Genomic DNA, 23,997 nt, shown 5'->3' with positions numbered 1-23,997 from the left:
GCGCGAGGGCGGCAAAGGCAGGAGTAGATGGCAGGCGCGCTCAAGCGACTGATGACAGCTGGCGAGCGCGAGCAGGGCGAGACCATCGACCTGACCGGCTATACGCTGCTGGTCAGCTCGCTGTTCTCGTCGCCGGCCTCGATCGTCCCCGGCGGCATCGCCGGCATCCTGACGCCGTTCCTGTGCTGGGTGTCCACCGGCATGGACATCTTCATGGTCCTCACCGTGCTGGTGACGCTGATCGTCATCCTGCGCATCATGACGGTGATCGCCTATCGCCGGCGCAACCATGCGCAGGACAGCTATGTCGAGACCCGCCGCTGGGACCGCGACTATTTCCTGGGCGCCACGGCGTTCAGCGCCGTCCTCGGCTACAGCTGCTATGTCGCGCTGGTCCAGACCGACGATGCCGCCGCGCATATCACCTCGGTCGCCTCGACCATCGCGCTCGCCTCCGGCTATGTCGCGCGCAACGCCGGCCGGCCGAAATTCGTCGCGGTGCAGCTCCTGACCTTCTGCATCCCGATGGCGATCGGGCTGATCGGCGCCCATAATCCCTATTACCGCTATATCGGCTATTTCGCCTTCCTCTACGTGGCGGCCAATATCGCGATCACCAACTCGCTGCATCGCAACCTGCTCGCGCTCAGCGACGCCAACAAGCAGTCGAAGGCGCTCGCCTCCGCCCTGCACTCGCAGAACCTGACGCTCGACGCCGCGCTCAACACGATGATCGACGGGCTCGCGATGTTCGACCGCAGCCTCAAGCTCGCGGTCAGCAATGCCCCCCACAGCACGCTCTACGGCCTGCCGGAGACGCTCGCCCTCCCCGGCACACCCTTGACGGCGATCGCGCGCTTCCTGGTCGAACGGCAGGTGATCAGCCAGGACCAGCTGCGGGACATCCGCGCGGCACTGACGGAGCTGCAGGCGACCCAGCAGGCGACCAGTCGCGAGCTGGTGACGCGGGGCGGCCTCGTACTGGTCGTGACGCTGGCGCCTGCTGCCGAGGGCGGCATCCTGATGCTCACCGAGGATGCCACCCAGCGCAAGGCGACCGAGGCGCGCATCGAGCAGATGGCGCGCTTCGACGAGCTCACCGGGCTGGCGAACCGGTTCGAGTACAGCACGCAGATCGCGGAAGCCTTCGCCAAGCTCGAGCGCACCGGCGATGCCTTCGCGCTGCTCTATCTCGACCTGGACGGCTTCAAGCAGGTCAATGACAGCCTCGGCCACGATACGGGCGACCATGTGCTGATGGAGACCGCGAGCCGTCTGCGCAGCGCGATCCGCAGCAACGACCAGCTCGCCCGCTTCGGGGGCGACGAGTTCCTGCTGATCCTCCCCTCCGCAGACCATGTCGTCGTCACCGCCATCGCCCAGCGCATGATCGACGTGATGGCGCGGGCCTTCGACGTCGACGGCAAGACCGTCTACGTGACGGCGAGCATCGGCATCGCGATGGCGCCACACGACGGCGCCAATCCGGCCGACCTGCTGCGCCATGCCGATACAGCGCTCTACAAGGCGAAATCGGCTGGCCGGAACACCGTGATGTTCTTCAACCCGGCCATGGCCGAGGAGATGATGGAGCGGCACGAGATCGAGATCGATCTGCGCAAGGCCTGCACCGACGGCACGCTCGAACTCTATTACCAGCCGATCATCGACCTGAAGACCCAGAAGGTCGTGTCGCGCGAGGCCCTGATGCGCTGGCGCCACCCGACCCGTGGCATGGTGCCGCCCGGCGTGTTCATCCCGATCGCCGAGCAGTCCGGCCTGATCGCCGGCATGGGCGACTGGGCGATCCGCCAGGCCTGCCGCGATGCCGCGAGCTGGGAGCCGGGCATCGGCGTCTCCGTCAACGTCTCGCCATTGCAGTTCCGCGAGCCACGCCGGATCGTCGAAACGGTCAAGGACGCCCTCCTCGCCTCGCAGCTCGAATCGCGTCGCCTGATGCTGGAGGTGACGGAATCGCTGCTGATCGAGGACGAGAAGCTGGCGCTCTCGGTGCTCGACGAGTTGCGGGCCCTGGGCGTCACCTTCGCGCTGGATGATTTCGGAACCGGCTATTCCTCGCTCGCCTATCTCTCGACCTACCCGTTCGCGCAGGTGAAGATCGACCAGAGCTTCACGCGCGAGGTCCACACCAACGAGGCCTCCAAGGCTGTCATCGAGGCGGTCTGCCAACTGGCGCGCCGCCTGCAGATGAACGTCGTCGTCGAGGGTATCGAGACCGAGCAGCAGCGCATCGCCGTCCAGCTCCTCGGCGCCCATCGCGCCCAGGGTTTCCTGTTCGGCCGCCCCGAGCCGCTCGCCGGCATCAAGGCCAGGAACGGCAGCCGCAGCGTGGCCTGAACGGGCAAGCAGCGTTCTTTTTCCGAAGCGCCTGCGCAGCGGCCTTGATTCCGCCGGCCCGGCAACGCATCAGCGATGGGACAAGCGAGCAAAACGGGACACCCGGTGAGCGACGGCACGGCCAAGGCGGCGAAACCAGCCGCGTTGACACCCGATATCTGCGTCATTGGCGCGGGCGCGAACGGCATTGCGCTCGCGATCGCCGCGGCGACTTTCGGCGTCCCGGTCGTTCTGGTCGAGCGCAACGCCATCGGCGGAGACCGGGGACCGCTCGCAACTCAAGCCCTTATCGCGATCGCCGCCCGGGCGCAGGCGCTGCGCGATGCGGCGCGCCTCGGCCTCGCGGCGGCCGAGCCGCAGCCGAACCCGGCCCAGATCCACGACCATATCCAGCGTGCCCTGTCCGCCGACCGCGCCAATCATTCAGCCGAGCGCCTGGCTGCGCTGGGCATCACCGTCATCCGGAGCGAGGCCCATTTCACCAGCCGCAGCACGGTCACCGTCGATGGCCGCCCGATCAAGGCGCGCCGCTTCGTGATCGCCACCGGCGCGCATGCTGTGTCGCCGGCGATGCCGGGGCTCGATTCCGCCCCTGTTCTCCATGAGGCCGATCTCGCCGGCCTGACCCGATTGCCCGAACGGCCGATCGTGATCGGCGACGCGGGCGTCGCCCTGGCCCAGGCCCTGCGCCGCCTCGGCTGCCTCGCAAACCTCGTCGCTCCGGACGGGCTGCTCGCAGATCGCGATGAGGAAGCTGCAATGATCCTACGGCGCCGGCTGCTGCGCGAGGGGCTGGATCTCCATGAAGGCTGTGAGCCGCTGCGGGTGGAACGCAGCCGCTCGGGGCTTCGGCTCGTCCTCGCGACGCCCTCGGGCGAAACCACGATCGAAGGCTCGCATCTTTTCGTCTGCGGCCAGCGCCGCCCCGCGATCGGCAGCCTCGACCTCGATCTCGCCGGGATTCGTCACGATGCCTCCGGTATCAGCGTCGACCGGAGCCTGCGGACGAGCAATCGCCGCGTCCATGCCATGGGGGCCTGTGCAGGCGGCGCAGCGGCCGCCTCGCCCGACCGGGCCGGCGACGACCATGTCGGACTCGTGCTGCGCAGCATCCTGTTTCGCCAGCCGGTGAAGATCGATCCGGCGAGCGAGCCGCGCGTCGTCTGGAGCCGGCCCCAGATCGCCGCGATCGGTCTGACGGAGGCTGAAGCCCTTGCCAGGGCCGGAGCGATCCGGGTGCTGCGCTGGCCGTTCTCCGAGAACGCGGCCGCACAGGCTGCCGGTGAGACGGACGGTTTCGTCAAGGCGGTCGTCGACCGCAAGGGTCGCATCCTCGGCGCCACCATCGTCGGCGACAATGCGGGGGAATTGATCGCCCCTTGGTGCATCGCAATGCGGGCCGGGCTCGGCGTCAGCGAGCTCGCCGGCATGCCTCTGCCCGCCTTCGCCCGCGCGGACGCCTCGCGCCGCGCCGCGCTCTCGTTCCATGCGACATTGACCACGCGGCCGGCCTTGCGCCGCCTGATCGGCTTTCTCAGGCGTTTCGGCTAAGATCGCTGACGATGCATGCACCCAAGCCAGACCTCTCGGTCAGCCAACCGCGCGGCCTCACGCGCCTCGGCCTTTCGGCCAAGCTGCTGCTCGTCACCGTGCTCTTCGTCATGCTGGCGGAGGTGCTGATCTATCTGCCCTCCATCGCGAATTTCCGCCGCAACTGGCTGCATGACCGGATCGCCGCCGCCCAGGTCGCCGCGCTGGTGCTGGAAGGCGCCCCGGAGGACGGCCTGCCCGAGGGCAGCGAGAACCGCCTGCTGATGGGCGTCGGAGCCCGCGCGATCGCCGCGCGCGTCGGCGGCGCACGCCGGCTGCTCAGCCTCGATTCGATGCCGCCGCCGGAGGTCTCGCGCTCGATTGACCTGCGCAGCCTCGACTGGATGAACGCGATCAAGGAGGCGCTCGCCGTCCTCGTCGCGCCCGCGACCATGCCGATCCGCGTGGTCGGCGAAGCCGTCGGCGGCGCCGATTTCGTCGAGATCGTCATCGACGAGGCGCCGCTGCGCCGGGCGATGCTGAAATTCTCGTGGAGCCTGCTGCTGATCTCGCTGCTGATCACCGGCCTGACGGCGCTTGCCGTCTATATCGCGCTCAATGCGCTGATCATCGGGCCGATCCGGCATCTGGCGGCCAATGTCATGGAATTCGAGGCCGATCCCGAGAACCCGCGGCGGATCATCGAGCCCTCCCTGCGCGCCGACGAGATCGGCGAGGCGGAACGCGCGCTCGCCCGCATGGAAGCGACGCTCGCCGACGAACTGCGCACCAAGAAGCACCTCGCCGAGCTCGGCCTCGCCGTCTCGAAGATCAATCACGACCTGCGCAACATGCTGGCGGCGGCGCAGTTGATGTCCGACCAGCTGATCGAGACCCGCGACGCCAAGATCCGCCGCTTCGCACCGCGCCTGATCGCGACGCTGGGGCGCGCCATCGACTTCTGCCAGGCCACCCTCGCCTATGGACGCGCGGCCGAGGCCACGCCTGCGATCCGCGATGTCCCGTTGCGGCAGCTCGTCGCCGAGCAGGCGGAAATGCTCGGACTCGGCGACGGCAAGCAGCCGCGCTTCGAGAACCGGGTTCCGCCCGAACTGTCGGCGCCCTGCGATCCCGACCAGATGGCGCGCGTGTTGACGAACCTGATGCGCAATTCGGTCCAGGCGCTGACACGGGCCGGGGCGGAGCCCGGCGACCTGCCGGTGCTGACGGTGACGGGCGGGCCGGAGAACGGCTCGGTGGCTTTGCGCATCATCGACAACGGACCCGGCGTGCCGGAGCGGGCGCGGGCCAACCTGTTCCAGGCCTTCCGGGGCTCGGTGACACCCGGCGGGACCGGCCTCGGCCTTGCGGTCGCGGCCGAGCTGGTCCGGCTCCATGGCGGCTCGATCGCGCTCGAGCCATCCGATGCCGGCGCGGTCTTCGCGGTGATGCTGCCGGCCCGCCGCGCAAACGGGCACTGACGGATCATCTCCGCCTACTGGCTCGCCCAGATCACCCGCGCCATGAAGGCGATGTCGACGAGGTTCAGCACGCGGTCGGCATGCTCCGGGTTGAGCGAGGCGAGCTCGATCGTCTTGGCGGTCTGGCGCCTGAGCTGCTTGGCCAGCACCTCGCCCTCCACCGTCTTGACCACGACCCGATCGCCGCGCCGGACCGTCGCGGTCGGCGAGACGATGATGGTGTCGCCGTCGCGATAGAGCGGCAGCATCGAATCACCGGAGATTTCCAGCGCATAGGCCTTCTCGTCGGCGACGCCGGGAAAGGCGACCTCCTCCCAGCCCGTGCCGACCGGAAAACCGCCATCGTCGAAGAAGCCGCCCGAGCCCGCCTGGGCGAAACCGATCAGCGGGATCGTCCGGGCAGGCGCGGGATCGCGGCGCAGCACCACGCTCATGAACTCGTCGAAGGAGGCGCCGGTCGCGGCCAGGATCTTGGAGATCGATTCGGTCGAGGGCCAGCGCTCGCGCCCGTCGGGGGCGACGCGCTTGGAGCGGTTGAAGGTGGTGGCGTCGAGCCCGGCCTTGCGCGCCAGCCCCGAGGCAGTGAAGCCGTAACGCTGGGCCAGCGTGTCGATCGCCCCCCAGATCTGGTCATGTGACAGCATCGCTGAGGGCCTCGCTTCGCTCTTGCCGTTCGGCGGGGATTGAAGATAGGAAATATCCCCTATCAGATAAGATTTCAATCCGAATCTCGCCGCAATCCGACAGCGACTTGCGGAATCCTCCTGCCAGCGTTTAAGCCGGTGCCCGACATGCGCGCGCGAGACCTCCGGTGCCCCTGATCTACAAGATATGCCCTGCCGCGCTCTGGTCCGAGGCGGAGGCCAAGGGCCGCTTCGACGGCGCCCCGGTCGACCTCGCCGACGGCTACATCCATTTCTCCACGGGTGCCCAGGTCGCCGAGACCGCAGCGAAGCATTTTGCCGGGCAGGACGGCCTCCTGCTCATCGCCGTCGACGACGGGCGCCTCGGCCCGGCCCTGCGCTACGAGCCCTCGCGCGGCGGGGCGCTCTTTCCGCATCTCTACGCCCCGCTCGATCCGAAGGCGGTTCACTGGGTCGCTCCCATGCCGCTGACACGCGACGGCAGCCACGCCATTCCGGAGACGCTCGCATGATCGGCGGCCTGTTCAACCTCGCCCGGCCGCTGATCCACCGCATGGATGCGGAGACGGCCCATCGCCTGACCGTCGCGGCACTGGCCGCGGCGCCTGCCCTGAGGCCAGGTGCCGACGACCCCGTGCTCGCGACCGAGGCCTTCGGGCTCTCCTTCCCCAATCCGGTCGGCCTCGCCGCCGGCTTCGACAAGCATGCGGAAGCGGTCGACGGCGCGTTGGGCCTGGGCTTCGGCTTCGTCGAGATCGGCGGCGTGACGCCGCTGCCGCAGCCCGGCAATCCGCGCCCGCGCGTCTTCCGGCTGCTCGAGGACGAGGCCGTGATCAACCGCTACGGCCTCAACAGCGAGGGCATGGAGGCCGTCGCGAAGCGGCTCGAAGCCCGGCGGGGGCGCGGCGGGCTCGTCGGCGTCAATCTCGGAGCCAACAAGGATTCCGCCGACCGTGCCGCCGACTACGCCACGCTGGCGCGCCGGCTGGCACCACATGCCGATTTCCTGACGATCAACGTCTCCTCGCCGAACACGCCGGGCCTGCGCGACCTGCAGGCGGAAAGCGCGCTCGATGACCTCGTGGCGCGCACGCTCGCCGCGCGGGACGAGGCGACAGCCGGCGGCAGGCGCACGCCGGTCCTCGTCAAGGTCGCGCCGGACCTGACCCTGCCCGAGCTCGACGGCATGATCGCGGTCGCACGCAAGCGCAGCATCGATGGCCTGATCGTCTCGAACACCACGGTCACGCGCCCGCTGACCCTGCGCAGCACCAGCAAGGCCGAGACGGGCGGGCTCTCCGGCAAGCCGCTCTTCACCGCCTCGACCCGCATCCTGGCCGAAGCCTTCCTGCGCGTCGAAGGGCAGTTCCCGCTGATCGGCGTCGGTGGAGTCGATTCGGCCGAGACCGCCTTCGCCAAGATCCGGGCTGGGGCTACGCTGGTGCAGTTCTATTCGGCGATGGTGTTCAAGGGGCCGGGCCTCGCCAAAGAGATCAAGGCAGGGCTCGCCGCCCAGGCGCGCCGCGCCGGGCTGACGCGCCTGACGGCCCTGATCGGGCGCGATGCGGCTGCGATCGCGCGCGGAGAAGGGCTGTAGAGCTTACTTCCGCGCCGCGAAGAGCCGCATCAGCAGCCAGAGCGGCACGACGATCAGGGCGCCGGCAATCAGCCACTGCGCGACCTCGCGCACCGCGCCGAAGCCGAGCCCAGTGATCGAGCGCAGGAAGCGCGCGGCCGCCTCGTAGAGATTCTGCGGGGACAGGCCGAGGAAAGCCATTGCCGCGCCGACCAGCAGCGAAATGAAGATCAGGCGGACGAGGACGCTAAGGGGCGAGCCGCCGAGAAACCGTTCCATGGAAGCAATCGTCATCCTGTTGCGCCCCCTGCCGTTCCGGGGGCGCTTCTGTGCTGTCTTAACCTGAAATCCACCGCGCTTGAACGGCGTCTGAACGGATTGCCTCAGGCCGTGGCCGAGGCGCCCGCCGTCGCCCAGGCGGTGCCGGCGATCTTCGAGGCTGCGATTACGGCCTGCGTGCGGCTGTCGACGTCGAGCTTGGTCAGGATCGCCGAGACATGAGCCTTCACCGTCGCCTCGGAGACGCCGAGCTCATAGGCGATCTGCTTGTTGAGGAGCCCTTCCGACAGCATCATCAGCACGCGCACCTGCTGCGGCGTCAGTGTCGACATGCGGCGGACCATGTCGGCGATCTCGGCATCGACCGGGGCGGAGAGATCGACGCCCGGCGGGGTCCAGACCCCGCCGTCGAGCACGGCGCGGATCGCCTCGCCCATTTGCGCGACGTCCGCGGTCTTGGGCAGGAAGCCGAGCGCGCCAAACTCGATGCAGCGGCGAATCACCGCCGGATCGTCATTGGCGGAGACGACGATGACCGGGATCTCCGGATGGTCCGCCCGCAGGAAGAGCAGGCCCGAAAAGCCCTGCACGCCCGGCATGGTCAGATCGAGCAGGACGAGATCGGCATCACCGCCGCTGGCCAGCGCCTCGGTCAGGGCCTCGAGCGAGCCGACTTCACTGACCTCGGCACCGCCGATGGCGCTCGACACGGCCTGGCGGAGCGCGCCGCGAAACAGCGGATGATCGTCCGCGATGACGATCCGCGTCGAAGGCTGCTTGCTCATCGCCCCACTCCTTAAAGCCTGCACCGTCCCCCGCCCGAAACCGCGTTATCCGCTTCGGGCCGATGCATTCGTCCGACCCGGGCATTTTGCCCCAGGCCGGCCGCGCATCACAAGCACCGCAAGCGCAAGGCTGCAACCCATTCCGGCTCAACCATTGGTCGGCAACAGCGCTTCGAGCACCTCGATATGGTCGGCTTCACCAGGCGGCTTGTCCCAGCGGATGCGGTTGATCCGGGGAAAACGCATGGCGAGGCCGGATTTATGCCGGGTCGAACGCTGCAAACCTTCGAAGGCGACCTCGAAGACGAGGCCCGACTGCGCGTCATGCGTGACCTCGCGCACCGGGCCGAAACGGTTCAGCGTGTTCTTGCGGACATATTTGTCGATCTCGATCAGCTCCTCGTCGGTGAAGCCGAAATAGGCCTTGCCGACCGGCACGAGTTCCTCCCCGCCGTCCTCGCCGACGCGCCAGACACCGAAGGTGTAGTCGGAATAGAAGGAGGAGCGCTTGCCGTGGCCGCGCTGGGCATACATCAGCACGCAGTCGACGAGCCGGGCATCGCGCTTCCATTTCCACCAATAGCCCTTGGGGCGGCCGGGCAGATAGGGCGAATCGCGGCGCTTGATCATGCAGCCTTCGACCGCTTCCGCATCGGCGCTTGCCCCCGCACCGGCCGGATCGGCGCGGGCGGCCGTCAGTTCCTCCCAGGAGGCGAAGGGAATCACCGGCGAGAGATCGAAGCGGATGCTGGCGAGGCGCGACAGGAAGGCCTCCAAACGCTGGCGCCGCTCCTCCAGTGACAAGTGCCGGATATCTTCCTCGCCATCGACGAGCAGGTCATAGACGCGGATATGAGCGGGGAATTCGCCCAGCATCTTGGCGGTGACGGTCTTGCGGTTGAGCCTTTGCTGCAGCGTGTTGAAGCTCTGGACCGCGCTCTCGCGCATCACCAGCAACTCGCCGTCGAGTGCGCCGTCCACCGTGAGTTCCTCGACGAGATCAGGGAAGGCAGCGGCGATATCCTCGCCGGTGCGGGAATAAAGGCGGGTCACGCGCATGCCGTCGGCCTTGCGCCCGCTCACCGCCTGGACGCGGATGCCGTCCCATTTCCATTCGGCGGAGAATTCGGCCGGATCGAGCTTGTCGAAATCGCCGTCCTCGATCGGGTGCGAGAGCATGACCGGGCGGAAAGGCGCGGGATCGCGTGCCTCGGGCCGCGCGCCCCTGCCCTCCAGCCAGGCAAAGAGCTCGGCATAGGGCGGCTCCAGCCCGTGCCAGACCTGTTCGACCTCGTCCGGCGGCACGCCACCTAGGCTGGCGGCGGCCGTCTTGGCGAGCCGGGCCGAGACGCCGATGCGCAAGGCCCCGGTGATGAGCTTCAGCAGCGCCCAGCGGCCGGTCTCGTCGAGCGCGTCGAGCCAGCCGGCAACGAGACGCGGCAGGTCGGTCTTGCCGGCCTCGCGCAGGCTTTCGACCACCTCCGGCAGATGCGGCACTGCGTTGGCGCCATGCCGCGCCGGCCACATCAGCGCGACCGTCTCCGAGAGATCGCCGACATAGTCATAGGAGAGAGCGAAGAGCGCCGGATCCGTGCGCTCGGCGATCAGCGCGCGGATCAATCCAGCCTTGGCATTACGGAAGACCAGTCCGCCCGTCATCGCCGCCAGCGCATAGCCGCGATCGGGATCGGGCGTGGTGCGCAAGTAATCGGCGATCAGTGCGATCTTGGCGTTGCGGCGCGGCTCATAGGCCAGGCGATCGAGCAGCCAGGCGAAGCGATTCATGCTGTCGCCCCCGCGCCACAGTGCCTGGGTTCGTTCCTGTTGCACCGCATCGTTCAGATACCGTTCATGAAGGAAACCTTAACGGCAGCGGAGTAGCTGGGAGAGCCACGCCGATGCGCGCAGCGATGCGGTTTCTTGCCTTTGCCTTGCCTGCCATCGCTGTCACGGTCTCGGTCGGAGCCCCCGCGCAAGCGGCGAGCTTCTCCTGCCGCGAGACGCCGATCGTGCGCTCGAACGCCGCGCTCGCGCCGCTCTCCGCCAAGGTTTCGCAGGGCCAGCCGCTCGCCATCCTCGCCATCGGCTCGTCCTCGACCGAAGGCATCGGCGCCAGCGCCAAGGACAGGACCTATCCCGCCCGCCTCCAGGCGCTGCTCGGCAAGGCGTGGCCCAAGTCCCAGGTCGAGATCGTCAATGCCGGCATCGGCGGCGAGACTGCCCCGCAGACGCTCGCGCGGCTGAAGACCGCGCTTGCCGCGCGTTCCTATGATCTCGTGATCTGGCAGGTCGGCACCAATGATGCCGTCAAGGGCGGCGATCTCGACGCCTTCAAGGCGATGGTCGGTGAAGGCATCTCGCTCGTCCGCGAGGCCGGCCCGGCGCTCGCCATCCTCGACCCGCAGTATTTCCCCTCGGTGCGCGATCCACAGCGCTACGGCCGATATGTCGAGGCCGTCGGCGATGTCGCCCGTCGCGAAGCCGTGCCGGTCTTCGGCCGCTATGACGCGATGCGCGAATGGCACCGCAGCGATGCCGAAGCCTTCAAGGCCGCGCTCTGGACCGACGGTTTCCACATGAGCGATGCGGGCTATGACTGCCTCGCCCGCGACATGGCGAACGCGATGGTCGGCATGGCCGCGCCCTCGCGCCCGGTCGTCGCCGCCTCGCGCTGATCGGAACCTAGACGGCCGCGGCATCTGCCGCCTCCTCGACCGGATCGGCCTCGCCCTCGTCGCCATAGCCGACGAGATGCAGCGGCTTGGCCTTCAAGCCCGCCGTGCCGCACCAATGGACAAGCGCATCGGCCTCGCCATGGGTGACCCAGATCTCGCCCGCCTGAACCTCCCTGATCGTCGCGAGCAGGTCGTCCCAATCGGCATGGTCGGAGATGACGAGCGGCAGTTCGACGCCCTTCTGGCGCGCCCGCGCCCTGATCCGCATCCAGCCCGAGGCGAAGGCCGTGACCGGATCGGGAAAGCGGCGCGCCCATAGATCCTGCGTCGCGCTCGGCGGGCAGATGACGATCTCGCCGCCCAGCGTCTTGCGATCAGTCTCGGAAACCAACCTGATCTCGCCGAGCGGGATGCCCTCGGCTTCATAGAAGGCGGTGATCTTCTCGACCGCGCCATGGATATAGATCGGCCTGTTGTAGCCGGCCTCGCGGATCAGGGCCATGACGCGCTGCGCCTTGCCCAGTGAATAGGCGCCGACGATATGCGTGCGCTCCGGGAAGAGCCTGACGGATTCAAGCAGCTTGGCCACCTCCCCCGATGCCGGCGGATGGCGGAAGACCGGCAGGCCGAAGGTCGCCTCGGTGATGAAGATATCGCAGGGCATGGGCTCGAAACCGGCGCAGGTCGGGTCGCGCTCGCGCTTGTAGTCGCCTGAGGCGACGATCCGCAGGCCGCGGCTCTCGACCGCGATCTGGGCGGAGCCGAGCACATGGCCGGCCGGCACGAAGGTGAAATCGACCTCGCCGATGCGGATTGCCTCGCCGGGCACTGCAACCTGTTGCGAGCCGGTGAAACCTTCGCCGTAGCGTAGCGCCATGATCGCCAACGTCTCGCGTGTCGCCAGCACGGCACCATGGCCGGCGCGGGCATGGTCGGAATGGCCATGGGTGATCAGCGCCCGTGCCACCGGGCGAACGGGGTCGATATGGATGTCGGCGGGCGGGCAATAGAGCCCGGCCGGCGTCGGCAGCAGCAATTCGGACGGGCGCCAGCGGGCGCTTTGTCTGGCCAGCGTCAGATTCCCCCGTGCAGCGTGGCGAGGCGGACGAATGGCCGCCAACCACCCGAAATTGGCATTGGACTGCTTCGAAAGGCGAATTTCGCTTCGCGTTGCGTTACTCTAGACCCGCTTCCCCCACCTCCGAGGATTCGCCCATGCATTTCGCCAGCTCCGGCGACCCGGTGCTCGACCGCCGCTACGGCCGAGCCAAAGCGGCGCTGGAAGACGGCGATCCACAAACCGCGGTGGACATCCTCGACCAAACCGTGGCGCAAGCCTATCACTTCACCGCCGCCTGGCATCTCTACGGGCTGGCGCAGGAAGCGCTCGGCCACAAGGAGGACGCCGCCACCGCCTGGCGGCAATGCCTCGACCTCGACCCCAACGACCATTTCGGCGCGCGGCTCGATCTCGCCCGCATCGGCGCCTTGCCGGCTGAGCAGGCAACCTCGGAAAACTTCTCCGGCGCGCTGTTCGACGCCTATGCCGACCGCTTCGACAGCCATCTCACGCAAACCCTGCATTACAACGCCCCCGACCTGCTGAAGGCTGCGCTCGTCCGCTTCTGCAGCAACGCCGGCCGGCCCTTCCGGTTCGACATCGTCTACGACCTCGGCTGCGGCACCGGATTGATGGGCGAGGCGATCCATGAGCAGAGCGGCTTCATCGCCGGCTGCGATCTCTCGCCACGCATGATCGAGCGGGCGCGGACCAAGCTCGCGCCCGACGGCACGCCGCTCTACGACAAGCTCGCCGTCGCGGGGCTCACGAGCTTCCTCTCCAGCCGGCCCGACGCCTCCGCCGATCTCGTCGTCGCGGCCGATGTCTTCGTCTATCTCGGCGAGCTCGCGCCCTGCTTCGCCCAGAGCGCGCGCGTGCTGGAGCCGGACGGATTGCTGGCCTTCACGGTGCAGAGCCATGACGGCGAAGGAGTGGTCGTGGGCGATGATAGACGGTTCGCGCATGCGGAGGACTGGCTACGAGAGCGGCTCCTGGAAGCCGGGCTCACTCCCGTACTCGTCGAACCCGCCAGCACGCGGCAGGATCGCGGCACCCCCGTGCCGGGGCTGCTGGTCGTGGCGGAGAAGCGGTGAGGATGCCCGCCTGGGGTCGATAACCAAAGCCGCTGTCAGGCGTAGGCGACCCAGCCACGGAACGCGAATCCTGCATAAAAGAGGCTGATTTCGCTAAAGCCAGCCTCATATAAGAGCTGCTGGTCGTCTTCGGGCGAAAGGATGGGTAGACGTTCCGCGACCGCATCTTGCGCCTTCCTGGCATGCGAAGGCTCGATCCCGGATGAAATCGCAAAGGCGGCAACCCGAGACATCCACAGATCGACCTCGTCTTGCGGGATGCTGTAATGGGCAACAACGAATGGAGCGCCGGGTTTCAGCCGCCTGCGGACCTCTCGAAGCGTGCGCAAGCGCTCTTCCCGCTCGATGAAGTGAAGCGTCAGAATGCAGGCTCCCGCGTCGAACGGCCCCGCCGGCGCGATATCGATGAACCCTTGGTGAAACGAGGCCCGCGCTGCGAGCTCCCCGAGCGTCAATCGCGCCAAGTCCAGCATCGGAGCAGACGGATCGACCGCGACGAAGCCCCAGCCGGGCTTTGCCGTGGCGAAGACCTTTATCTCGAGGCCTCCGCCCGCACCGAGAACCAGGACCTTCGCGTCGTCTGGTGCGCGCTCTGCGATAAGAAGCATGGCCATGCGTTGCATGTCCGCAAAACCGGGCACCATCCGAGGTGGGTTCTCCGCATAACGTGCGGCAAGTTGGGGGTCGGCGAATGCGTCCATAATCGTGGATAGGACACGAGATAGCGCCCCGCAATATCTCCATTGGGTCGCCAGCAGGCATTCCGGCCTCTCGAAGTGAACCAGCCTGCAGTCTGCGATCAACCAAAGCCTTACCCTCCTCATTCCCCTTTCGTTCTCCCTCATCACCCCCTATCTTCGGCCGGCATGGCCGCTCCCTCCCCGCTCCCTCCCGCCTTCGAGGCCTGGTTTTCCGGGCGCGGCTGGAGCGTGCGGCCGCATCAGCTCGCGTTGCTGGAGGAAGCCCGCGCCGGGCGCTCGACGCTACTGGTCGCACCCACCGGCGCCGGCAAGACGCTCGCCGGCTTCCTGCCCTCGCTGGTGGAGCTGGCTGAGCGGAAGGGCCGGCATGACGGGCTGCATACGCTCTATATCTCGCCGCTGAAGGCGCTCGCCGTCGACATTGCCCGCAATCTCGAAGCGCCCGTGCACGAGATGGCACTGCCGATCACAATCGAGACGCGCACCGGCGACACCTCCGCCGCCAAGCGCACGCGCCAGATCCAGCGCCCGCCCGATATCCTGCTGACGACGCCGGAACAGCTCGCGCTGCTGGTCTCGCATCGCGATGCCGCCCCGTTCTTCTCCAATTTGCGCCGCATCGTGCTCGACGAATTGCATGCGCTGGTCACCTCCAAGCGCGGCGACCTGCTGGCGCTCGATCTCGCGCGGTTGAAGGCGCTGGCGCCGCAGGTCTCGGCCGTGGGCCTCTCGGCGACGGTGCGCGAGCCGGCCGATCTCCAGCGCTATCTCGGCGGCGCCGGGACGCCGGCCGGGCTCGTCACTGTTGCAGGAGGCGCCAAGCCACGCATCGGCATTCTCGACACGGAACGGCGCCTGCCGATCGCCGGCCACACCACCCTGCATGCGATGGCCGAGGTCTATCAGGCGATCCGCACGCACAAGCTGACGCTGGTCTTCGTCAACACGCGGATGCAGGCGGAGTTCGCCTTCCAGGCCTTGTGGAACCTGAACGACGACAACCTGCCGATCGCGCTGCATCACGGCTCGCTCGACGCCCAGCAGCGCCGCAAGGTCGAGGCTGCCATGGCGGACGGACGGCTCAAGGCCGTGGTCTGTACCGCGACGCTCGATCTCGGCATCGACTGGGGCGATGTCGACCTCGTCGTCAATCTCGGTGCGCCGAAGGGCGCGAGCCGCCTGATCCAGCGCATCGGCCGCTCCAACCACCGCATGGACGAGCCCTCGGAGGCGCTGCTGGTGCCGTCCAACCGCTTCGAGCTCTTGGAGTGCCGCGCCGCGCTCGAAGCCGTGCATGAGGCCGCGCAGGACACGCCACCACCGCGCATCGGCGCTCTCGACGTGCTCGCCCAGCATGTGCTCGGCGTCGCATGTTCCGATGGGTTCGAGGCCGACGCGCTCTATGAGGAGGTCCGCACCGCCTCGCCTTACGCCGACCTTACCCGCGAAGACTTCGACGCCGTCGTCAATTTCGTCGCGACCGGCGGCTATGCGCTGAAGAGCTATGAGCGCTTCGCCAAGCTCAGGCAGGACAAGGCCGGCCTCTGGCGCGCCAGCAACGCCCGCGTGATCCAGCAATACCGCATGAATGTCGGCACCATCGTCGAGGCGACGATGCTGAAGGTCCGGCTCGGCCGGGCGCGCGCCGGCAGGCCGGGCCAGCCCGGCATGATCACGCGCGGCGGGCGCGTGCTCGGCGAGATCGAGGAGTATTTCGCCGAGACCATGGTGGCGGGCGATACCTTCGTCTTCGCCGGCGAGGTCCTGCGCTTCGAGGGGATCGTCGAGAACGAGGCGGTCTGCTCGCGCGCCTCGCCCGGCACCGATCCGAAAATCCCGTCCTATGACGGCGGCAAGTTCCCGCTCTCGACCTTCCTCGCGGCGCGCGTGCGCGCGATCCTGGCCTCGCCCAGCCTCTGGCATACCCTGCCGGAGGAGGTCTCGGCCTGGCTGCATGCGCAGAAGCGGATATCGCGACTGCCACAGCCCGGCGAGCTGCTGGTCGAGACTTTTCCGCGCGGCGGGCGCTTCTATCTCGCCGCCTACCCGTTCGAGGGACGCCTCGCCCACCAGACGCTCGGCATGCTGCTGACGCGCCGGCTGGAGCGCGCCCGGATGCGCCCGCTCGGCTTCGTCTGCAACGATTACGGCATGGCCTGCTGGACGCTGGGTGACATGACCGCCGCGATCGCGCGCGGCGCGCTCAATCTCGACGAGCTCTTCGCGCAGGATATGCTCGGCGACGATCTGGAGGACTGGATGGCGGAATCGGCGCTGATGAAGCGCACCTTCCGTTCCTGCGCCATCATCGGCGGATTGATCGAGCGCCGCTTCCCCGGCCAGGAGAAGAGCGGGCGGCAGGTGACGATTTCGACCGATCTGGTCTACGACGTGCTGCGCCGGCACGAGCCCGACCATATCCTGCTCAAGGCCGCGCGAGCAGACGCGGCAACCGGCCTGCTCGACATTCGCCGGCTTGGTGAGATGCTGACACGGATCAGCGGGCGAATCGTGCATCAGCCGCTCGACCATGTCTCGCCGCTCTCCGTCTCAGTCATGCTCGAGATCGGGCGCGAGGCGGTCTATGGCGAGGCGGCGGACGAGATCCTGGCGGAAGCAGAGGCGATGCTGACGGAAGAGGCGATGGCGTGACGGCTGCAGCGGCAATGCTGGCCAAGGAGCCCGGAGCGACGAACGAGGCCTTCATGCTGGGCCAGCTCGCGCTCGTGCCCGATCTCTCGGGCGCGCTCTGGTTGCCGGAGGAGCGCACGCTCGTCGTCGCGGACCTGCATCTGGAAAAGGGCTCCGCCTATGCGGCGCGCGGCGTGATGCTGCCGCCCTATGATTCCACTGCAACGCTCGTGGCGCTTGGCCACGCGATCCGGCGCCATCAGCCGGCCCGCGTGATCGCGCTCGGCGATAGCTTCCACGATCGTGATGCCGAAAACCGCCTTGCGCCCGAGACACGAGCCACGCTCAGCCTGATGCAGCAGGGCCGCGACTGGCTCTGGATCACCGGCAACCACGACCCGGCGATCAGCCGTGCCATGGGCGGCGAGAGTGCGGCGGAGGTCGTGCTTGCCGGCGTGACCTTGCGCCACGAGCCGACCGCCTCCGAAGACGGCTACGAGATCGCCGGGCATCTGCATCCGGCCGCCAAGGTCCGGATGCGCGGGCGCGCGATCCGGCGGCGCTGCTTCGCGATGTCGGCGCGGCGTTGCGTGATGCCGGCGATGGGCGCCTATGCCGGCGGCCTCAACCTGCGCGACGCCGCTTTCCGGCCGCTGTTCCGCGAAGGCTTGAGCGCCCATCTGCTTGGCGACGGCCGGCTCTTCCGGATCGATCCACGGTTATTGCTGCCGGATTGATCGAGCGGGTTGCGTCCGTCACAAGGTTGTGGCATCAGGGCGCCGCTTCGGAACGACGCCAGCGCACGCAACCGCCTCAGAGCGACCGCGAACGCTTCGGCCGCCGGACCTGCTGCGGTAGCTCAGTGGTAGAGCACTCCATTGGTAATGGAGAGGTCGCGAGTTCAATCCTCGCTCGCAGCACCAGCCATTCTCCGGATAGCCGATTATTTTCCAGCGATCTCGGAAGAGACGCACTGTTTCCGCAGCCGACCAGGCCGTCGCCGAAGAGGGCCGGCTTTCTCTCCTGACTGACTCCCCTCGCCCGACAAGGCTATTGAAATGGTCTGTCCCATGGCGGGCGGGAGAATAAAACTGTCGCGCGGCAGCTGAGCCGGAAAGCATCGCTTTCCAATCACGTCGATGTTCGGAGGCCTTTTCCAGGCGGAGGACGCTAATCCTAGAGGACGACAACCTTGCAAGAGACGCGCTCCGCATGCCCCTGTTTCGTCCTACATACTGGTCTGGCTTCATCCTCTCGGCAGGCCTTGCCCTCGCCAGCATGGCGGGCGCCGCTGCGGCGCAGACCCTGACCATCGCGCAGGGCAACGACATCCTGTCGCTCGACCCGGCCAATCACGGCAACAACAGTACCGAGTCGGCGCTCGTCAATATCTACGAGTACCTGGTCGACAAGGATTTCAGCCAGGGCCAGCTGCGCTTCACACCGCGTCTCGCGCGCTCCTGGAGCACGGAAGACAACATCCGCTGGACCTTCAAACTGCGCGACGACGTGCTCTGGCACAATGGCGATCGCTTCACTGCGGCAGACGTGAAGTTCACCATCGAACGGGCCCAGCAAGACAAGAAGCTGATCAACGCCTCGAAGTTCCGTCGCATCAAATCGGTCGAGGCGCCCGACGACACGACGGTGGTGATCGAGACGGACAGGCCCGACACGCTGCTGCTGCATTATTTCGTCGGCAACGGCGCGGGCATCCTGCCCAAGGCCGCCTTCGAGAAGGCCGGCGGGAAGGAGGAGTTCTTCAAGAAGCCGGTCGGCACCGGCCCCTATGTCTTCGAACAGTGGATCAAGTCCGACCAGGTCATCCTGAGCCGGAACCCGCGCTGGTGGGGCGGCACGCCGAAATGGGAAAAGGTGGTGATCCGCTCGATCCCCGAGACCACCACCCGCGTCGCCGAACTGCTGACCGGCGGCGTCGACATTGCCGTCAACATCCCGCCTGAGGACATCGCCCGGCTGAACGACAACAAGGGCACCCGCGCCATCACCTTCGACATCGCGCGCAACATCGCCCTGCATGTACGCACCGGCAAGGACCGCGTCACCGGCGATCCGAAGCTGCGCGAGGCGATCGACCTCGCCATCGACCGCGATGCCATCGTGAAACAGGTGCTGGAAGGACATGGCAAGTCGACCCGCGGCTTCTTCCCGCCCGCCATCCCGGGCTTCGCGCCGGACCTCAACACGAATATCCGCTTCGACCCTGAACGCGCCAAAGCGCTGCTGAAAGAGGCCGGGTTCGATGGCCGCAAGCGCCCCGCGATCAAGATCAGCACGCCCAGCGGTCGCTATGTGAAGGATCGCGAGATCGTCGAGGCCGTGGGAGGCTACCTGGAGGATGTCGGCTTCCGGGTGCAGGTCGAGGTGCTCGACTGGACGGTCTACAACAGCAGGCTTGCCGGCGACGGCTTCGGGGAACTCTATCTCTGGGGCATGGGCTCCTACACGGACGCTTCCTCGATCTTCGTGCAGGACTTCAAGCGCCATTACGACTGGTCGGACCCTGCCTTCGAAGACCTGGCGAAGAAAGCCGGCAACGCGAAGACGGAGGCGGAGCGCATCGCGCTCTCGCAGCAGGCGCAGAAGATCGTCGCCGAGCAGCGCGTGCGTATCGGTTTGCTGCTCCCGCAGTCGATCTACGGCGTCAGCGACCGCGTGGTCTATGACGGCCGCTTCGACGAGATGATCGCTGCGGAGGATGTCGGGCGGCCATGACCAAGCGCTCCCCGCTGCGGGCCCTGCTGCAATTCGTGCCCGTGCTCTACATCGTATCGCTGGTGGTCTTCGTCCTGGTCTACCTTACCGGAGATCCCTCCGCCCTGCTGATCCCGGAGGACGCCAGCGAAGCGGACCGGCTCGCCCTCATCACAGCGTGGGGGCTCGATCAGCCCTGGTACACGCAGTACCTGCACTACATGGCGAACATCCTCAGCGGGGATTTCGGGGTATCCTATCGCTATGGCACAGATGCCCTGCCCGTGGTGCTGGAGCGTATCCCCGCCACGCTGACGCTGACAGCCGGGGGGCTCGTCGTCGCGATCCTGATCGCGCTGCCCACGGGCATCTTCGCTGCGCTGAGGCGCAACAGCCTGCCGGATTTCGCGATCTCGGCCGTGACGGTGCTGGGCAAGGCGATGCCGAATTTCTGGGTCGGGATCATGCTGATCCTCATCTTCGGCGTCTGGCTGCGGCTGGTGCCGGTCTCGGGCAGCGGCGGCTTTGCGCACCTCATCCTCCCGGCGGTTACGCTGGGGACGGGTTTCGCGGCAGAACTGACCAAGCTGATCCGCTCCAGCCTGCTCGAGGTGATGGGACAGGACTATGTCCGCACGGCCCGCGCCAAGGGGGTCCCCGAGACGCTGGTCGTGCTGCGCCACGGATTGCGCAACGCACTGATCCCGGCCCTGACGATGACCTCGCTGCACGCCATCGCCCTGCTCGGCGGGGCGCTCGTCACCGAGACCGTGTTCTCCTGGCCCGGCCTCGGCCAGCTTGTCGTGCAAGCGGTCTACGTCAAGGATATGGCCGTCATCCAGATCGCGGTCTTCGTCATCACCATCATGGCGCTCACGATCAACCTGGCGACAGATGCGCTCTATCGCCTGATCGACCCGCGCCTGCGGCACTGACCGGAGTTCCAGGCACATGACACCGTTATCGCTGCCGATCCCGCGCGAAACCAGAATCGTGATTCCGCGCCTGGCGCGATCGCTCCTGTCGAACAAGGCGGGGGTCGCAGGATTGTTGATCGTCGCCATGATGGTGGCGGTAGCGCTCGCCGCCGACCAGTTGGCGCCGCTCGATCCGCTGCGACGCAACCTGTCGCTGAAGCTGATGCCGCCGGCCTGGCTGGAGGGCGGCGATCTGCGCCATCTTCTCGGAACCGACAGTCAGGGACGCGATCTGTTCAGCCGCATCCTTTTCGGCGCACGCACCTCTCTTGCAGTCGGTGTCGCCGCCGTGGCGCTGTCGAGCCTGATCGGGCTCGCGCTCGGTCTCGTCGCCGGCATGGCAGGCGGAAAGGTCGATCTCCTCATCATGCGGCTGATCGATGCGATGCTGGCAATCCCGACGATGCTCTTCATGCTGGTCGTGGCGCTCGTGGCCGGGACCGGGCTGCTGCCGCTCGTCGTGGTCATCGCCGCCACGAACTGGGTCGGCGCCGCGCGGATCGTCAGAGCCGATGTGCTCAGCGTGAAGGAGATGGATTATGTCGCCGCGGCACGCGCGCTGGGCGCCCGGCCGCTGGGGCTGTTGCTGCGCCATATCCTGCCCAACACGCTCTCCTCCTTCGTGGTGGTCTCGACGATGAATGTCGGAACGGTGATTCTGGCGGAATCGGCCCTGAGCTTTCTCGGCTTCGGCATTCAGCCGCCGGATATCTCCTGGGGCCAGATGCTCAGCGAAGGCCGGCAGTATCTCGCGACCAGCTGGTGGGTCGCGACCTTCCCGGGCATCGCGATCACACTGACCGTGCTCGGCGTGATCCTGCTCGGCGACTGGCTGCGGGACCATCTCGATCCGCGCCTCGACTGAGCGCATCTCCTTCCCGATATCGAAGCGACCCAGACCAATGACGATGCATCACCGCCATTCCGGCAAGCGCAAGCTCCATCTCGGCCTGTTCAACCAGCCGCTGGGGCGCCACCCCGCCGCCTGGCGCCGGGCCGAGGCGCAGGGACATCCGGAGGATATCGACTGGGCCATCCGGAACGCGCGCAAGGCCGAGGAAGGCCTGTTCGACATGTTCTTCGTGGCCGACAACCTGGCCGGCCCCGAGCCCGGCGCGCAGGGCAAGGCGGGCGGCCTCGAGCCGATCACCTTGCTTTCGGCGCTCGCGATCGCGACGTCGAAGATCGGGCTGGTCGGCACGATCTCGACCAGCTTTTCCGAGCCCTACAACATCGCCCGGCAACTGGCCTCGCTCGACCATATCAGCCGCGGACGCGTCGGCTGGAACGTGGTGACGACGCAATCCGACCGGTCGGCCGAGAACTTCAGCCTCCCCGCGCTGCCCGACCACGCGGCCCGCTACGCCCGGGCCGGGGAGTTCGTGCAGGTGGTGCGCGGGCTCTGGGACAGCTGGGCCGACGAAGCGCTCGTGATGGAGCGCGAGACCGGGCGGTTCCTCGATACCAGCCGGGTGCGTCTGCTGGAGCACAGGGGAGCGTTTTTCTCCGTGCGCGGGCCTCTCAACATCTCTCGCCCACCCCAGGGACATCCGGTGATCGTTCAGGCAGGCTCGTCGCGCGACGGCATCGGACTCGCCGGGGCGCAAGCCGACCTCGCCTTTACCGCGCAGGACACGATCGACGACGCGCGCGTCTACCGCCATGCCTTGGCGGAGGTAGCCGAGGCGGCCGGGCGTCCGACGCCGCCGATCCTCCCGGGCGTCATGCCGATCGTGGGCCGCACCGATGCCGAGGCGCGGGAGAAATTCACGGCGCTGCAGGAACATACCGACATTGCGGCCGGCATCAGGCAGCTCTCCGGCCGCTGGGGCTACGACCTGTCGACCCATCCGCTTGACGGCCCGGTGCCGGAGCCGGGAGAGCGCATCCATGGCGAGAGCCGGGTGCGCCTGTTGCTGAACAAGGCTCGCGCCGAGAACTACACGCTGCGCGAACTCGCGGCCCTCGCGATCGCCTCGCATGGGCACCGTATCGTCATCGGCTCGCCCAAGACCATCGCCGACGATTTTCAGCATTGGTTCGAGCAGGGCGGCGCTGACGGCTTCAACCTGATCCCCGCCTCCATGCCGGACGGGCTCGACGATTTCGTCGATCTGGTCGTGCCCGAACTGCAGGCGCGTGGGCTGTTCCGCGAACGCTATGAGGAGACGACCTTGCGGGCGCGCTTCGCCCTCCCGATACCAAGCCTCGGCGCCTTCGCCTGACCCAGACATAGAAGGGCGCCGGATCGATGTCGGGTGATGACAGGCGCGAGAGGCGCGAGGCCTTGGGACGAAAGCGATCCATCTCGGCTGCGACCTGGCCGGGCGTGGCTCGCATCGACACTGCCGATCGACCGGGAACCGGTCGATGCCGCCCAAATCGCCTGACGGGGCGCAGTTCACCGAGGCAAACGCCAGAGACCCGTCCGCTTCCTCGACCACATTAGCAGGATGCGCTCACAATTCCTCAGTTTGACAAAAGGTAATTTTCTAATAATCGCACCAAATAGAAGCATCATACTTATTTTTCTTGAAGTATTGATCGGGATAAATCCGCCGATATTCTACTCCGACCGATAATGCGCCGTAGCCAGCGCCATCTGCCGGAGCCTTTTCATGCCAGACCTGATCGTCAGGACCTCCCCGCTAGACCCGCGTGCCGAAATCCTGGTCGAGGGGCTCATAGCGGAATATGACGGACGCTACGGAGCCAATAGCCGCCCTGGCGGCGCACGCTCCGAGTTGATGCGCTATCCGGCGGAGGCCTTCGCGCCGCCGCTGGGCGAATTCATCCTCCTCCGCCGTGGTGACGAGACGATCGCCGGTGGCGCCTTCATGAGCCATGACGACGAGACCGTGGAGCTGAAGCGGATCTGGACGCGCGAGGATATGCGGCGGCAGGGCCTTGCCCGGCGGATTGTTGCTGCCCTGGAGGACGCCGCGGCAGCGCTAGGATATGTGCGGGCCTATCTCACGACCGGCTTCCGCCAGCCCGAGGCGACCAATCTGTATCGTTCGCTCGGCTATCGGCCCCTGTTCGACATGTCCGTCGAGCCGGAACTGTATCGGTCGCTGCCCTTCGAGAAATCCATCGGGACCAGGGCAGGTACGACACCGGCAACGCCGATCCATCCGCCAGCCGCATCCTTCGCGGAGGCAAGTGCCCGGGTCGCAGCCATCAAGGCGGAGCAGGAGACCCGGATCGCCTTGCGGCTGGCTGCCCTGCGCTCTGACGCCGCGTGAAGTGAAATCGCGACGCATGTTCGCCGCCCAGAAGGTAATCGATCTGCACCGGCCGGAATCTTTGCAAATCTGAACTCTTGATCGAAGCAGAGATGAACCCGACACTTGTGATGACGGGTCGATTTCGATCCGCACCAAGTTTTCCTCCATCCGATTATTGGGCCAACCTGGTCTCGCTCCGGGCGGCTTGAGCGCCGTTGCGTCCATTTCCTTGCGGCCCGCCCGCTTCAGCCTGTTCGGAGTATC

20 protein-coding genes and 1 tRNA gene are annotated in these 23,997 nt (G+C 67.2%); 15 read left to right on the top strand and 6 right to left on the bottom strand.

Translation table 11 applies throughout. The features are described 5' to 3' along the window. Positions 1 to 27: 27 nt before the first annotated feature. The 3 genes from FHT98_RS17965 (at position 28) to FHT98_RS17955 (ending at position 5,369) form a co-directional block, all read left to right on the top strand. A complete protein-coding gene (locus FHT98_RS17965; protein WP_061965270.1) occupies positions 28 to 2,358 on the top strand; it encodes a putative bifunctional diguanylate cyclase/phosphodiesterase in 2,331 nt (776 codons plus the stop codon). A gap of 105 nt (positions 2,359 to 2,463) precedes the next feature. Then, entirely contained in the window at positions 2,464 to 3,909 is a 1,446-nt protein-coding gene (locus FHT98_RS17960) for a dihydrolipoyl dehydrogenase family protein (RefSeq protein ID WP_185745208.1), read from the top strand. 11 nt (positions 3,910 to 3,920) lie between these two features. After that, on the top strand, positions 3,921 to 5,369 hold the full coding sequence (locus FHT98_RS17955) for a sensor histidine kinase (RefSeq protein ID WP_142114806.1): 1,449 nt from the start codon (positions 3,921 to 3,923) through the stop codon (positions 5,367 to 5,369). A 14-nt stretch (positions 5,370 to 5,383) separates the two neighbouring features. Here FHT98_RS17955 and FHT98_RS17950 read toward each other — a convergent pair whose 3' ends face one another. After that, on the bottom strand, positions 5,384 to 6,013 hold the full coding sequence (locus FHT98_RS17950) for a S24 family peptidase (RefSeq protein ID WP_142114805.1): 630 nt from the start codon (positions 6,011 to 6,013) through the stop codon (positions 5,384 to 5,386). 167 nt (positions 6,014 to 6,180) lie between these two features. On the opposite strand from FHT98_RS17950, the gene FHT98_RS17945 reads away from it, so the two are divergent. Both FHT98_RS17945 and FHT98_RS17940 read left to right on the top strand, forming a co-directional pair. Next, positions 6,181 to 6,525 carry a DUF952 domain-containing protein gene (locus tag FHT98_RS17945; RefSeq protein WP_091856048.1) on the top strand — a complete coding sequence of 115 codons (345 nt, stop codon included), beginning with the start codon at positions 6,181 to 6,183 and terminating at the stop codon, positions 6,523 to 6,525. Further along, positions 6,522 to 7,610, top strand: coding sequence for a quinone-dependent dihydroorotate dehydrogenase (locus tag FHT98_RS17940; RefSeq protein WP_142114804.1), 1,089 nt, complete (start codon positions 6,522 to 6,524; stop codon positions 7,608 to 7,610). The genes FHT98_RS17945 and FHT98_RS17940 overlap by 4 nt, the downstream gene beginning before the upstream one ends. Before the next feature lie 3 nt (positions 7,611 to 7,613). On the opposite strand, the gene FHT98_RS17935 is transcribed toward FHT98_RS17940, so the two are convergent. The 3 genes from FHT98_RS17935 to FHT98_RS17925 all read right to left on the bottom strand — a co-directional run bounded on the left by FHT98_RS17935 (position 7,614) and on the right by FHT98_RS17925 (position 10,438). After that, positions 7,614 to 7,868, bottom strand: a complete 255-nt coding sequence (locus FHT98_RS17935; RefSeq protein WP_244492708.1) for a DUF6460 domain-containing protein — start codon at positions 7,866 to 7,868, stop codon at positions 7,614 to 7,616. Between the two features lie 104 nt (positions 7,869 to 7,972). Then, positions 7,973 to 8,653, bottom strand: a complete 681-nt coding sequence (locus FHT98_RS17930; RefSeq protein WP_061965284.1) for a response regulator transcription factor — start codon at positions 8,651 to 8,653, stop codon at positions 7,973 to 7,975. A gap of 147 nt (positions 8,654 to 8,800) precedes the next feature. Continuing rightward, entirely contained in the window at positions 8,801 to 10,438 is a 1,638-nt protein-coding gene (locus FHT98_RS17925; RefSeq protein ID WP_142114803.1) for a cisplatin damage response ATP-dependent DNA ligase, read from the bottom strand. 113 nt (positions 10,439 to 10,551) lie between these two features. Here FHT98_RS17925 and FHT98_RS17920 point away from each other — a divergent pair, with 113 nt between their 5' ends. After that, positions 10,552 to 11,328 carry an SGNH/GDSL hydrolase family protein gene (locus tag FHT98_RS17920; protein WP_113585337.1) on the top strand — a complete coding sequence of 259 codons (777 nt, stop codon included), beginning with the start codon at positions 10,552 to 10,554 and terminating at the stop codon, positions 11,326 to 11,328. 7 nt (positions 11,329 to 11,335) lie between these two features. Here the strand turns inward: FHT98_RS17920 and FHT98_RS17915 are convergent, their stop codons facing one another. After that, positions 11,336 to 12,364 carry a ligase-associated DNA damage response exonuclease gene (locus FHT98_RS17915; RefSeq protein ID WP_349236272.1) on the bottom strand — a complete coding sequence of 343 codons (1,029 nt, stop codon included), beginning with the start codon at positions 12,362 to 12,364 and terminating at the stop codon, positions 11,336 to 11,338. Between the two features lie 179 nt (positions 12,365 to 12,543). Between FHT98_RS17915 and FHT98_RS17910 the strand changes: the two genes are divergently transcribed. Then, positions 12,544 to 13,482 (top strand): methyltransferase domain-containing protein, encoded by a 939-nt coding sequence (locus FHT98_RS17910; RefSeq protein WP_142114802.1) that lies wholly within the window; start codon positions 12,544 to 12,546, stop codon positions 13,480 to 13,482. A gap of 35 nt (positions 13,483 to 13,517) precedes the next feature. Here FHT98_RS17910 and FHT98_RS17905 read toward each other — a convergent pair whose 3' ends face one another. Next, positions 13,518 to 14,183 (bottom strand): class I SAM-dependent methyltransferase, encoded by a 666-nt coding sequence (locus FHT98_RS17905; protein ID WP_113585379.1) that lies wholly within the window; start codon positions 14,181 to 14,183, stop codon positions 13,518 to 13,520. Positions 14,184 to 14,348: 165 nt separating this feature from the next. On the opposite strand from FHT98_RS17905, the gene FHT98_RS17900 reads away from it, so the two are divergent. The 8 genes from FHT98_RS17900 (at position 14,349) to FHT98_RS17865 (ending at position 23,751) form a co-directional block, all read left to right on the top strand. Beyond that, complete coding sequence (locus tag FHT98_RS17900) at positions 14,349 to 16,835, top strand: ligase-associated DNA damage response DEXH box helicase (RefSeq protein ID WP_113585339.1); 2,487 nt, start codon at positions 14,349 to 14,351, stop codon at positions 16,833 to 16,835. Positions 16,836 to 16,849: 14 nt separating this feature from the next. Further along, positions 16,850 to 17,551, top strand: a complete 702-nt coding sequence (gene pdeM, locus FHT98_RS17895) for a ligase-associated DNA damage response endonuclease PdeM (protein ID WP_142115809.1) — start codon at positions 16,850 to 16,852, stop codon at positions 17,549 to 17,551. Between the two features lie 111 nt (positions 17,552 to 17,662). After that, positions 17,663 to 17,737: transfer RNA gene (locus FHT98_RS17890), tRNA-Thr, on the top strand. Positions 17,738 to 18,026: 289 nt separating this feature from the next. Further along, positions 18,027 to 19,550 carry an ABC transporter substrate-binding protein gene (locus FHT98_RS17885; protein ID WP_113585355.1) on the top strand — a complete coding sequence of 508 codons (1,524 nt, stop codon included), beginning with the start codon at positions 18,027 to 18,029 and terminating at the stop codon, positions 19,548 to 19,550. Beyond that, a complete protein-coding gene (locus FHT98_RS17880; RefSeq protein ID WP_113585356.1) occupies positions 19,547 to 20,464 on the top strand; it encodes an ABC transporter permease in 918 nt (305 codons plus the stop codon). The genes FHT98_RS17885 and FHT98_RS17880 overlap by 4 nt, the downstream gene beginning before the upstream one ends. Positions 20,465 to 20,480: 16 nt before the next feature. Further along, positions 20,481 to 21,371: an ABC transporter permease gene (locus tag FHT98_RS17875; RefSeq protein ID WP_113585357.1), complete on the top strand. Its 891-nt coding sequence runs from the start codon at positions 20,481 to 20,483 to the stop codon at positions 21,369 to 21,371. Positions 21,372 to 21,408: 37 nt separating this feature from the next. Then, a complete protein-coding gene (locus FHT98_RS17870) occupies positions 21,409 to 22,731 on the top strand; it encodes an LLM class flavin-dependent oxidoreductase (protein ID WP_210244390.1) in 1,323 nt (440 codons plus the stop codon). Between the two features lie 393 nt (positions 22,732 to 23,124). Then, a complete protein-coding gene (locus FHT98_RS17865) occupies positions 23,125 to 23,751 on the top strand; it encodes a GNAT family N-acetyltransferase (protein ID WP_142114801.1) in 627 nt (208 codons plus the stop codon). Positions 23,752 to 23,997 lie beyond the last annotated feature (246 nt).

The organism is Allobosea sp. AK1, from assembly GCF_006714945.1.
Classification (GTDB): Bacteria; Pseudomonadota; Alphaproteobacteria; order Rhizobiales; family Beijerinckiaceae; genus Allobosea; species Allobosea robiniae.
This window is presented reverse-complemented; position numbering and strand designations above follow the sequence as displayed.